Annotated in this window: 9 protein-coding genes; 3 read left to right on the top strand and 6 right to left on the bottom strand. The window is 66.1% G+C overall.

What is annotated here, in order from left to right; genetic code table 11:
* Positions 1 to 938 precede the first annotated feature (938 nt).
* Positions 939 to 1,772 (top strand): sugar phosphate isomerase/epimerase family protein, encoded by an 834-nt coding sequence (locus HALKA_RS0102935; protein ID WP_018256595.1) that lies wholly within the window; start codon positions 939 to 941, stop codon positions 1,770 to 1,772.
* A gap of 6 nt (positions 1,773 to 1,778) precedes the next feature.
* Here HALKA_RS0102935 and HALKA_RS0102930 read toward each other — a convergent pair whose 3' ends face one another.
* Together HALKA_RS0102930 and HALKA_RS0102925 are read right to left on the bottom strand one after the other, a co-directional pair.
* Positions 1,779 to 3,014, bottom strand: a complete 1,236-nt coding sequence (locus tag HALKA_RS0102930) for a mandelate racemase/muconate lactonizing enzyme family protein (protein ID WP_018256594.1) — start codon at positions 3,012 to 3,014, stop codon at positions 1,779 to 1,781.
* 54 nt (positions 3,015 to 3,068) lie between these two features.
* Positions 3,069 to 4,151 carry a Gfo/Idh/MocA family protein gene (locus HALKA_RS0102925; protein ID WP_018256593.1) on the bottom strand — a complete coding sequence of 361 codons (1,083 nt, stop codon included), beginning with the start codon at positions 4,149 to 4,151 and terminating at the stop codon, positions 3,069 to 3,071.
* 159 nt (positions 4,152 to 4,310) lie between these two features.
* Between HALKA_RS0102925 and HALKA_RS0102920 the strand changes: the two genes are divergently transcribed.
* Positions 4,311 to 5,102: an HpcH/HpaI aldolase family protein gene (locus tag HALKA_RS0102920; protein ID WP_018256592.1), complete on the top strand. Its 792-nt coding sequence runs from the start codon at positions 4,311 to 4,313 to the stop codon at positions 5,100 to 5,102.
* 46 nt (positions 5,103 to 5,148) lie between these two features.
* Here HALKA_RS0102920 and HALKA_RS0102915 read toward each other — a convergent pair whose 3' ends face one another.
* The 3 genes from HALKA_RS0102915 to HALKA_RS0102905 form a co-directional block, all read right to left on the bottom strand.
* Positions 5,149 to 6,645 (bottom strand): CoA-acylating methylmalonate-semialdehyde dehydrogenase, encoded by a 1,497-nt coding sequence (locus tag HALKA_RS0102915; RefSeq protein WP_018256591.1) that lies wholly within the window; start codon positions 6,643 to 6,645, stop codon positions 5,149 to 5,151.
* A gap of 86 nt (positions 6,646 to 6,731) precedes the next feature.
* Positions 6,732 to 8,462 (bottom strand): thiamine pyrophosphate-binding protein, encoded by a 1,731-nt coding sequence (locus HALKA_RS19005; RefSeq protein ID WP_155119353.1) that lies wholly within the window; start codon positions 8,460 to 8,462, stop codon positions 6,732 to 6,734.
* Between the two features lie 72 nt (positions 8,463 to 8,534).
* Positions 8,535 to 9,512 (bottom strand): TIGR03557 family F420-dependent LLM class oxidoreductase, encoded by a 978-nt coding sequence (locus HALKA_RS0102905; protein WP_018256589.1) that lies wholly within the window; start codon positions 9,510 to 9,512, stop codon positions 8,535 to 8,537.
* 160 nt (positions 9,513 to 9,672) lie between these two features.
* On the opposite strand from HALKA_RS0102905, the gene HALKA_RS0102900 reads away from it, so the two are divergent.
* Entirely contained in the window at positions 9,673 to 10,437 is a 765-nt protein-coding gene (locus HALKA_RS0102900; protein ID WP_018256588.1) for an IclR family transcriptional regulator, read from the top strand.
* A gap of 710 nt (positions 10,438 to 11,147) precedes the next feature.
* Here the strand turns inward: HALKA_RS0102900 and HALKA_RS0102895 are convergent.
* On the bottom strand, positions 11,148 to 12,038 hold the full coding sequence (locus HALKA_RS0102895; RefSeq protein ID WP_080505789.1) for a glycerophosphodiester phosphodiesterase: 891 nt from the start codon (positions 12,036 to 12,038) through the stop codon (positions 11,148 to 11,150).
* Between the last annotated feature and the right edge of the window lie 2 nt (positions 12,039 to 12,040).

The following is a 12,040-nucleotide window of genomic DNA, read 5'->3' as shown; positions in this document are numbered from 1 at the left end:
GACGGAACGGGGATCACGGCAGAAGGGGAAATCAGTATTTGTTCGTTGAGTTCGCCATTCAACACACGCTTCGAGCGGTATCGACAGCATTCTCAATTTTCCAACCGCATTTACACCCTATTTCGGAGCGTCAGAGTGAGAAAGTGGAATATGTGAGGAAGTTGAGGCCTTTATTAGAGTTTTTGGTAGTAGATTAATTATTCTACCTACAAAGCAGAGAGATAGATTCCGAATCCGCCGTGGGTGCGTGCGTTTGGAGTGCCCAAACGAGAAGGAGAGGCAGAGCGGGACGCGATCGGTCAGTGCGAGCCCGGAACGCTGGCGTCGACCGGTCGACGAGCGTTCGCGGAGATCGATAGGGAACGGTCTTCGCTCGATACCGTTCGGGCAGGCCGAACAGAAGGGGGTGCCGGCGGTTCCGCGAACCGACGTCTGAAGCGCGCTTCCAGCCGAGAAGCGGGGCCGACGACCCGTTCGGAGAACGCGGTATAGTAACAATTGAAACGATTTACACACCGATCGCACTGCTGTCGTGCGATCGGGTGTGCATTGATTTTCAATGGCTACTATAACAGACCACTCGTCGGCGGCGCTTAGATAACAACAATACGGTCGTTACGTAGGCGAGCAGTCGGCCGCGTCGCCAGAGAAATCTATGCCCATATCGTTCGTCTTTCCCGAACACCGCTGTCGTGGAGAACAGCGCGAACGCCCGAAGCACGGGCCCACGAGTCCGGAACCCGGTGGAGACGGCCAATAGCGGGCCAGATGTGTTCGTCATCTCCGAACGGAAGCGAGAGCGACAGATCGTCGTCTCATACTGCCGGCTGTACGTCTGTGAAGCATATCGCGACCTCGTGGTCGCGAAATCTTGAAACAGTTACAGCAAGCAGTATCAGTCGGAAGCTATTTTTCGGCGAGTCGTGATAGCTCGACGCATGGGTACTGGATACACGGCGATGATGTACGACCCGACAGACATCGAGACCGCGATCAGCGACATCAGTGCCTGTCGGTACGACGGGATCGAGATCGGCCTCGGGAAGGTCCGCGACAACGACACCGCGACGCTAAAGCGGTGGCTCGCCGACGCGGACGTCGAGCTGTACTGCGTGATGAGCGAGTGGATCGAGAGCGACGAGGCGGTCGAGCGGATCGTCGAGGACGTGCCGACGATCGCCGATCTCGGTGCCGAGTTCCTCGGCTTGCTCCCGCCACAGCGAGGGCGACACGACGAAGCGACGGTCGAGGCGTGGTTGACCCGGGTCAGCGACGCGGCGCTGGACGCCGGCCTGCGTCCGGTCGTCCACCACCACGGCGCGACGGCGGTCGAACGGCCGTCGGAGATCCGCCACTACCTCGACGCCGTCGACGGGCTAGAGTTGCTCTTCGATACGGCACACTACTACCCGTATAGCGACCACTTCCCCGAGGGCGACGTGACCGACGCCGTCGAGCGGTTCGGCGACGACATCGCGTACGTCCACCTCAAGGACGTCGCTCCCGGTCAGGGGTTCGCCGACAACCGGGACGCGCTCACCGACGGGGACTTCCACCTGGACAACGTGATCAACTACTTCCGGTCGTTCACGGACCTCGGCGACGGCGTCGTAGCGTTCGGGGCGCTCGCCGACGCCCTCGACGCGGCGGGGTACGAGGGCCACTACACGATCGAGATCGAGAACCAGACCGAAAAGCCACTCGTCCACGCCAAGGAGAACATCGACCGCTGGCGCGAGCTCTCGGTCGAGAGAGCGGCCGACGGGCGATAGCGCCGATCAGTGCTTGCGGTGGTCCTCGACGGCGTCCCAGTCGAGTTCGACGCCGAGGCCCGGTCCGTCGGGCACCTGAATGCGGCCGTCGCGGATGAACGGCTCGTCGCGGACGAGCAGGTCGTCCCACCACGAGACTTCGCGGGCGTGGTACTCCAGGGCCACGAAGTTGGGGACCGTCGCACCGACGTGGACCGTCGCCGCCGTCGCGACGGGACTACCGATGTTGTGCGGGACGAGCGCCTGGTAGTAGGTCTCGGCCAGCTCGGCGATCTTTTTCGTCTCGGCGATGCCGCCGGTCTTCGGAACGTCCGGAGCGAGGAAGTCGACGGCCTGCTCTGCGACCAGGTCGCGGAAGCCGTGACGGCCGTAGCGGTTCTCGCCGGTCAACAGCGTCACGTCGACTCGGCGTTTCAGTTCCCGCATCGCGTCCGTGTTCTCCGGCGGGAGCGGGTCCTCGATCCAGGCCAGATCGTACGGTTCGATCGCGCGACAGAGTCGCTCTGCCGTCTCGGGACTGAAGTTCCAGTGGAGGTCGACCGCGACCTCGGCGTCGTGTCCGATCTCGTCGGTGACGGCCTCGACGACGCGGCGCTTGTGTTCGATCTCCGGCGGGTCGAAGTGCCGCGAGAGCGTGTCGATCTCCCGGCCGGAGGGCACGTCGAGGTCGAACTTCACGATGTCGAACCCGTCGTCGACGGCCCCGCGAGCCGCCCGTGCGTACGCCTGCGGATCGTACGTCGATGCCTCCTGTCCCTCCCTGGCGGACTCGACCATCGCCTCGCCGGCGTGACAGTCCGCGTAGACGGCGACCGATTCGCGCAGCTTGCCGCCCAGAAGCTGATAGATCGGCTGATCGAGGAGTTTCCCCGCGGCGTCCCACAGCGCGATCTCGACGCCGCTGATCGCGATCGTCCCGATCCCCTGCTGTGAGCCGCGTCCGGAGAGGCTCTCGCGCATGAGGTTGTACAGCCGCTCGACGTCGGTCGGGTTCTCGCCGACCAGCACCGGTCGGAGGTAGTCGGTGATGACCTCGTGGACGCCCGGCGACGGGTAGCACTCCCCGATCCCGGTGACCCCCTCGCTGGTCTCGACGGTGACGATCGTCCACGGGAAGTTGCCGTCGACGACCACCGTCTGTACGTCGGTGATCTCGCCCGGCGGACCGTCCGCCCGGCGTGGCTGTTCGTCGAAGTCGGCCCACATCGTCGCTGCGAGCGTCGATGCGAAGTCTTCGTACATGTGTTGTCGTGTATCGACGTGTGGTTTCGCTTAGTGGTTTCGGTCCGTCTCGCGTCAGTAATCGCCCAGCAGCGGCGCGCCCTGGATCTGTCGGAACAGATCGGCGATCAGGCGCACGTCGGCCCGTCCCTCTTCGAAGGGAGTCCGGACCTCGGCGTCGCCGCGGATACAGGCGACGAAGTGCTCGACCTCTCGCTTGAAGCTCTCCTCGTAGGCGGGCGTTCGGGTCTCGTCGGAGATCTCGTCGGTGCCGCGCTTGACCCGTACCGACGGCGGCGAGTTCCGGATGAACGGGTCGTCGAAGGACAGTTCGATCATCCCCGTCGGCGAGTCGACGCGGACGAACTCCTCGAACCACTTGCGGTCCGAGAGCCCGGAGTCGAGCGTACACCGCCGGCCGCCCTCGTAGACGAGGTTCGCGGTCGCGTACCGTCCGTCGGCGTACAGGTCGACGTGGTCGATCGACTCGACGCCGCCGAACAGCCCCCGCAGGAGGTTCACGTCGTGGCAGATGTGTTCGAGGTGCCAGTGGTAGTCGTCGGCCAGCTCGTCGTCGTCGCTGTCGATCACCTGCTTGCTGTCGGCGAGTTGCTTCTCGCGGGTCGCGTCGATGACGGACTGGGGGACCGCACCGTCGACGAGATCGTACACCTCGTCGATGTTGCGCCCGTGGTTCGGGTCCACGTCGTAGGCGGTGATCTTGTCGACTCGATCGAGTGCCGCGATCTCCTCGCGGGCGGCCTCGACGGCGGGCGCGTAGCGCTTGTTGTAGGCGACCATCGCGGTCGCGTCGGCCGCCTCGGCCGCCGAGACCATCCGGTCGGCGTCCGCGACGGAGACCGAGAGCGGTTTCTCGACGAGCGTGTCGATCCCCGCGCCCAGCGTCGTCTCGACCACGTCGGCGTGTTGGCTCGGCGGCGTCAACACGATCACGGCGTCGAGTTCGTCGCCGCGTTCGGCGATCATCTCGTCCGCCGACTCGTACCGGTGAGAGACGTTGTACCGCTCGCCCAGCGTCGTCACCCGCTCGGTTGCGGGGTCGGCCAGCGCGTACAGCTCCAGATCGGGCAGTTCCGTCACGTACGGGATGTGCATGATCTGCGCGATCGTGCCACACCCGATGATACCGAATCGCATATACGCCGTATCCGGACAGTCGGTGTTATAACTTCCGATAGACTGGGTGGCCCCGTCCGCGACCCCGTGATTTATTTGCACTGGCGTCCCAGAGGGGAGACGAAGACACGCGGCGCAGCGGCCGGCGAGTGCCCAGGAGTCGCTGCGTCATCCCCACAAATGACACACGTCAAAGACGCAATCGAGGCCGGAGAGTCGCCGCTCGGGACGTGGATCTCCGTCGGCCATCCCACGATCACAGAGGCGATAGCACAGCTCGACATCGACTTCCTCCTCGTCGACATGGAGCACACGACGATGGGGTTAGAGACCGTCGAGAGCATCGCGCGGAGCGTCGACGCCGCCGACGGCGAGACGGAGACGGTCGTTCGGGTCCCGTGGAACGATCCCGTCCGACTGAAGCGCGTCGTCGATATCGGCGTCGCCGGGGTCATGGTCCCGATGGTCGGGACGGCCGAGGAAGCCCGCGAACTCGTCCGCGCGGTGCGATACCCGCCCGGCGGCATCAGGGGGATCGCGGGCAGTCGAGCGACGGAGTACGGCCGGAACTTCGAGGAGTACGTCGCGAACGCCAACGGGACGATCCTCACGATCGCACAGATCGAGACCGAGGAGGGACTGGAAAACGCCGCCGAGATCGCCGCCGTCGACGGCGTCGACGCCCTGTTCGTCGGCCCCGCAGACCTCTCGGGGGCGCTGGGGCAGTTCGCGGAGTGGGACTCCGAGTCGCTCACGACGGCCATGGCGTCGGTCATCGAGGCCGGGAACGACGCGGACGTTCCGGTCGGGACGCTGGTCACCGACCTCGACGACATCGACACGCGGGTAGAGCAGGGCCACGACTTCCTCATCGCCGGGAAGGACGTCGCACTGCTGATGGACGGCGTCGACGAGGCCATCGACCGATACGACGACGCCGTCGCGGAGACGACGCCGGCCGAACAGGACTAACGGTCGGCGCGCTCGAACGTCGGCGTTCGAGGCGGACAGCGTCGGACTAGCTGTACCAGCGCTCGATCTCGATCGTCTTGTCCGTGTAGAAGGCGACGGCGTCCTCGCCCTGCGCGTGGAGGTCACCGAAGAACGACTCCTTCGTGCCCCCGAAGTGGAAGAACCCCATCGGCGCGCAGACGCCGACGTTGACGCCGATGTTGCCGGCGTCGACCTCGTATCGGTACTGGCGTGCCTCGCCGCCGTCCTCGGTGAAGATCGAGGAGGCGTTGCCGTACTCCGTGCCGTTGACCGTCTCGATGGCGTCGTCCAGTGACGGCTGTGCGGCGAGACACAGGACCGGGCCGAAGATCTCGGTCTGGGCGATCTCCATGTCGGCCGTGACGCCCGCCAGCAGCGTCGGCCCCAGGAAGTTCCCGTCGGGGTAGTCGGGCTGTTCGAACCCGCGTCCGTCGACGACGACCTCCGCGCCCTCCGCGACGGCCTCGGCGATCAGTTCCGTGACCCGTTCGCGAGACGCGCCGGTGATGAGCGGCCCCACGTCGGTGTCTTCGTCGAGTCCGCGTCCGACGGTCAGGTCCTCGACCGCATCGACGAGGGCTCCGCGCAGCTCGTCGTACACGTCACCGACGGCGACGACCACGTCGTTGGCCAGGCAGCGCTGCCCGGCGTTGGCGTAGCCCGAGCCGACGATGTTTGGCACCGCCCGGTCGAGTTCGGCCGACGGCGTGACGACCGCGAAGTTCTTCGCCCCGCCCTGGGCCTGGACGCGCTTGCCGTGCTGGGCGGCGGTCTCGTAGACGTGTCGAGCGACCGGCGTCGAACCGACGAACGAGACTCCCTCGATACCGTCGTGTGCCAGCAGCGCGTCGACCGTCTCGACGCCGCCGTTGACGAGAGTGACGACGCCGTCGGGGAACTCGACGGCCTCGATCGCCTCGAAGATGAGCTGTGCGGTGAGCGGCACCTTCTCGCTGGGCTTGAGGACGAAGGTGTTCCCCGTCGCGACCGCGTAGGGGAGGAACCACAGCGGGATCATCGCCGGGAAGTTGAACGGCGTGACGGCGGCGAAGGTCCCCAGTGGCTGGCGGACGGCCGTCTCGTCCATCCCGACGGCGACGTCTTCGACGGTCCCGCTGGCCTCGCGGAGCATGTTCGGGATGCCGGTGGCCACTTCGACGTTCTCGATCCCGCGGCGGAGCTCCCCGCGGGCCTCCTCGACGGTCTTGCCGTGCTCCCGAGAGAGCGCGTGTGCGATCTGTTCCTCCCGCGCTTCCAGTTCGTGTTTCAGATCGAAGAGGTACTGGACCCGCTCGACCGGCGGCGTTCGCCGCCACTCCTCGAAGGCGTCGTTGGCCGTCCGGACCGCTTCGTCGACGTCGTCGGCGCTGGAAAACGGTACGTCGGCGAGGCGCTCTCCGGTGGCCGGATCGACGACCGGCTGGCCGTCCGCCGACCCGGACGCCCACTCGCCGCCGACGTAGTTCCGGACGGCGTCGGGGATCGCAGTCGCTGCTGGGGGCTGCTCGTGCTTGCGTGTCATGCGTTGATGCAGTCAGGACGAGACCACATAGATGTTACGACAGCGACGTTCCAGAGCCGGGACCGCCGGCAGCGAGCGGCCGCGGCTTACTCCTGGAGGTCCGCGAGGTCCCACTCGCCGGTGACGATCGCGCCGGAGTCGGGGTTGTCTGGCTCGACGACCGCCTCGACCATCGCGGGCCCGTCGTGGGCGATCGCGTCGTCGAGGACGGCGTCGAGGTTCTCGGGCTTGACGACGCGCTCGGCGTAGCCGAGGTTGAACGAGTCGGCCATCGCCATGTAGTCGACCCCCGCGTCCTCGTCGAACGCCGTGTTGAGGACGCGGTCCCAGCCGTACTTGTCGACCTGGAGGTTCCGGATCGACTTCCAGCCACGGTTGTTGAGGACCAGGTAGGTCACGTCGACGCCGTGTTCGACGGCCGCGGCCACCTCCTGGTTGCACATCAGGAAGCTCCCGTCGCCCTCGACGTCGACGACGGGGCTGTCCGGCTTGCCGAGTTTGGCACCGATCGCCGCCGAGACGCCAAAGCCCATCGTCGAGAAGCCGCCACAGGAGACGTTCGTCCGGGGCTCGTACACCGGGAACTCGGGGTTGACCGTCTCCTGGGGCTGGCCGGCACTGGAGACGACGACGCCGTCTCTGGGCAACACCTCGCGCAGCGACGCCAGCACGCGGGAGATGCTCATCGGGACGCTGTCGTCGTCCCAGCGCTCCTGGACCATCGCTGCCCACTCGTCCCACAGCTCCTGTATCTCCGCGTAGTAGTCGTTGTCTTCGGTCGAGACCGGCTCCATCCGCTCGCGCAGTTGCTCGGTGAGCTGGCGAGTGACCACCTTCGCGTCGCCCTGGATGCCGACCTCGATGGGGTAGTTCTTCCCGATCTCCTGGGGGTCGATGTCGACGTGGATCAGCTTGCTCGGCGGGATCTCGAAGCTGACGCCCGCCTCGAACGACGAGGTGTGCATGTCGGTGAAGCGACAGCCGACGGCGAGGATCGTGTCGGCGTTGGACGCCAGTTCGTTCCCGGCCGTCGAGCCGATCCACCCCGCGTAGCCGACGAACAGGTCGTGGTCCTCTGGGATGATCCCCTTGGCCTGGAACGTCGGGACGACGGGTGCCTGGAGGTGTTCGGCCAGCGCTTGCACCTCGTCCCAGGCCTCCGCGAGCATCGTCCCGCCGCCGGGAACGATCACCGGCCGGTCGGCCTCGGCAAGCAGCGTCGCGGCCTCCGAGACGGTCTCCGGATCGCCACCGGGGCGACTGTGCGGGCGGTGCTGGGTGGGTTCGGGCAGCGTCACGTCGGCGGCAGCGCCCTGTACGTCCATCGGAACGTCGACGTGAACCGGCCCCGGACGGCCGGAGCGGGCGATCTGGAAGGCCCGCCGGAGCACGCGAGGGAGCTGCTCGACGGAGCTGACCTCGAAGCTCTGTTTCGTGACCGGCTCCATGACGCTCGGGAAGTCGCCGGGCTTCTGGCGTTCGATCTCCTGGAGGATCCCCTGTCCGTACTCGTGGGTCTGTGGCGCGCCGGTGAACACGACCATCGGGATCGAGTCGACGTAGGCCGTCGCGACGCCGGTGACCGTGTTGGTCGCACCGGGGCCGATCGAGGTGAAGACGGCCAGCGGGTCGCCGGTCACGCGGGCGTACCCGTCTGCGAGGTGGGCGGCACCTTGCTCGTGACGCGGCTGGACGACCGATACGTCGGAGTCGTTGAATGCGTCGAGCAGGTTCGTGCTCCCGTGGCCGGGAATCCCGACGAGGTACTCGACGCCCTCCTTCTCCAGATACGTGGCGATAATCTCGCCACCGTTCATTCGAGACATCTCGTCCGTACTGACGGAACCCCAATTGTTAAACGTACCTCAAATCGGACGGACCGGCCGCGCTCACAGCGACGGGATGACCTCGTCGCCCATCACCTCGAAGAACCGTTCCGGCTCCGGACTGGTGTTGCCGAGCGCGATCCGGTCGAAGCCCATCTCCGCGTACGCTTCGAGCTGGCCGGCGATCTCGGCGGGGTCGTCGGCGATGAGGAACTTCGCCTCGACCTGTTCGCGCGTGGCCTTCTCCCCCTCGCGCTCGATCTCTTTCGGGTTCGCCAGCGCGCGGTCGAAGACGTCCTGCGTGGTCGCCCACCACGGTCGGGTCGATTGGCGGGCCCGCTCGCGGTCCTCGTCGTAAGAGGCGATCACGAGCAGCGTCGTCTCGATCTGGTCGGGGTCTCGGCCGGCGTCCGTCGCGTATCGCCTGATCGCCGGGTACATCCGTTCCGTGTACTCCTCGCCGGTCTTGACCGTGATGAACCCGTCCCCGTACTCGCCGGTCAGCGACGCCGTGCTGGGACCGTTGGCCGCGATCTGTACCTCGGGTCGTTCGTCGGGCATCGTGTAGAGGCGGGCGTCGTCGACCTCGTAGTGCTCGCCCTCGTAGCTGTAGAAGCCGTCGTTCTCCCAGAGGCCGTGGACGATCTCCAGGGTCTCTTCGAGGCGGCTGCGCCGGACGTCGTAGTCGGGCCACTCGTGTCCGAGCGGTTTCTCGTTCATCGCCTCGCCGGTCGACAGCCCGAGGACGACCCGCTCGTCGTGCATCGACTGGAGCGTGGCGAAGGCCTGTGCCATGAGGGCGGGGTGGTAGTGCTCGCCTGCCGGCGTCACGCACGTCCCGACCGGGAGGTCGACGCGCTCGATCGCCGCCCCGAGCCACGACCACGCGAACCCCGCCTCCGCGTCCGTGTGAAACCAGGGGTGGAAGTGATCTGACGTCCAGATGAAGTCGAACCCGTTCGCCGCAGCGAGCTCGGAGAACGCCAGTAGCTCCGACGGACTGTACTGCTCCTGGTGGGCCATGTAATCGACTGCGACCATCGTACCCCCGGATTTCGGCGAGAACCGTATAGCCTTTTCCCTGTGAGACGCGGTCGTCGTTGTCCCCCGTCGCCGACCCGGATCCGTTCGGCCACCACGAACGTACCGAGTCGTTCGCACTAGCCGAACGACTATATACCACTGGCCTGTACAGCCGGGCATGGCCAGCGAGCACCAGTCCCGAACGGTGGACGCGGTACAGACGAGCCTGGACATCATCGAGTTCCTCCAGTCGGTCGAGAGCGCCGGGATCACGGAGATCGCCGACGCGGTGGACCGATCGAAAGGGACGGTCCACGGACACATGGCGACGCTCGTCGACAACGAGTACGTCGTGAACGACGACGGCACGTACCGGCTGAGCCTCCAGTATCTCGACCTCGCCGAGACGGTCAAAGGCCGCCTCCAGATCTACGACGTGGTGCGCAAGGAGCTGGACGATCTGGCAGAGGAGTGTGGCGAGCTCGCGCAGTTCGCCACCGAGGAGCACGGAAAGGCGGTGTACATCTACAAGACCGAGGGCGAAGACGCCGTCCAGACCGCGTCGTCGGTCGGCAACCGGGCGCATCTCCACTGTCTCTCGCTGGGCAAGGCGATGCTCGCACGGATGGACGAGAGCCGGGTCGACGCGATCGCCGACGAGCACGGACTGCCGGAGTTCACCGACGCGACGATCACTACCCGGGGTGAGCTGTTCGAAGAACTCGAAGCGATACGCGAGCGCGGCTACGCCTTCGACCGCGAAGAGCGCATCGAGGGCCTGCGCTGTGTCGCCGCCCCGATCACGATGAACGACGAGGTGATGGGCGCGATCAGCATCTCTGGGCCGGCCAGTCGCTTCAGCGGACCGCTGTACGAAGACGAACTCCCGAACCTGGTGACGCGGTCGGCCAACGTCATCGAGATCAACGCGCAGTTCTCCTGATACGGACGGTTGTAGGAATTTACCGGTGAGCGTCTACCCCGTGGCGACGCTCACCGGTAAGCAACTACAACTTTCCGTATGATGCCGTCGGTCGTGCGTCTGTACGGTAGTGCCGTGCCCGAGACCAGACCGGTCAGGTGTCGAGCGGTGGCGAAGGTTGTTCGTCTCTCGCAAACGATTTGCCGTCGTTCGGTGGCCGGCGGTCGTCTCAGTGACGGCGCACAGGATTTATCAGGAATAATCACAGTGTTTCGACAATAGAATAACACGAGTACTGTTGATACGAGATTGTTTCGCTCCCGCCGCTTCGCAGAGAACTCGTCGAACGGAATTGCGTTTGAGAGTCGCGAACGGCGAGGTGTCGCGACGCCGAGAGCGGTACCGAGAGACAGCGAGCGTTTCCCCCATCGTCCCACAGTAGGACCGTCGAGACCGCAGATATCGTGCATCGTCTCGCGGGGCTCGCGAGCGGTCGGCCGCGGGCGCTCGACGCGACGGGCGGGGAAACGGCCGACGACGCGGGGCTGTTACGACGATTTCGTTCGACCCTCCCGAACAGAGTGCCGGCGACTCGACGCGGTTTCGGACGGGTGCAGGGCGCTGTAGAACAGGGGGCGGCAGACGGTTCGCGGTTCGTACCGTGAGCGATCCTGCGAGGTTCGCGGCTCGGGGCCGGGGCGTCGTCGCGGCCGTTCAGCCGACCGCCTCGATCACTCCGTCAGGAGGTCCCACCGGTCGACGAACAGTCCGTCGACGCCCGCGTCGACGAGTCGTCTCGCGGTCTCCGAGTCGTCGACGGTCCACGTGTTCACCTCGAACCCCTCGGCGTGTGCCCGTTCGACGAAGTCGGTGTCGAGAACGAGGTCGACGCCGGGGTTGACCGCCACGCAGTCCATCTCGTCGGCGAAAGAGAGGCTCCGTTCCGGCGCGTCACTGACGAGGAAGGCGAGTGCCGCGTCGTCGTCGCGCTCGCGAACCTCCCGGAGCGCGTCCGGCGAGAACGACGAGAAGAGGACCTCGTTGTCGCACTCGTCGGCGGCCGTGACGACCTCTTCGACCATGCCGTCGTGCTTGAGCTCGATGTTGACTGCCGTGTCCGACGGGACCGCCGACAGGAACGCCGAGAGTCGCGGGATGGTCTCCTCGGAGTCGAGGATCGTGAGCTCGCGCAGTTCCTCCCAGTCGGTCGTCGCGACCGGTCCCGTCGCGTCGGTCAGCCGGTCGAGCTCGTCGTCGTGGAACACGACGAGTTCACCGGAGCCACACCGCTGTACGTCGAACTCGATCATGTCGACGTGTGGCGCGGACTGCTCGACGGCGAGGATCGTGTTCTCGGGGTACTGGTCGGCACAGCCGCGGTGGCCGATGAGCCGAACGTCGTCCGCCCGAGTGCGCGAAGCCGTCTCGGTTCCGGGACCCGAGCCCCCGGTACAGCCCGCGAGGAACGTGGCGAGACCTCCGAGCCCCGACCGGACGAGTCCGCGCCGTCCCACCGGGAGAGAGAGCGGGCGAGCGGGACTCGCTCCGTCGTGCCAGGCTGCGGTGAGAGAGGCTGCTGGCGCGTCCGCACACGGGGCACCGTTCGCGAATGTCGGCCACATCG

Origin of the sequence: Halomicrobium katesii DSM 19301, assembly GCF_000379085.1 — an archaeon.
Lineage (GTDB): Archaea > Halobacteriota > Halobacteria > Halobacteriales > Haloarculaceae > Halomicrobium > Halomicrobium katesii.
The sequence above is the reverse complement of the archived record's forward strand: the minus strand, read 5'-3'. Positions and strand labels throughout refer to the sequence as shown.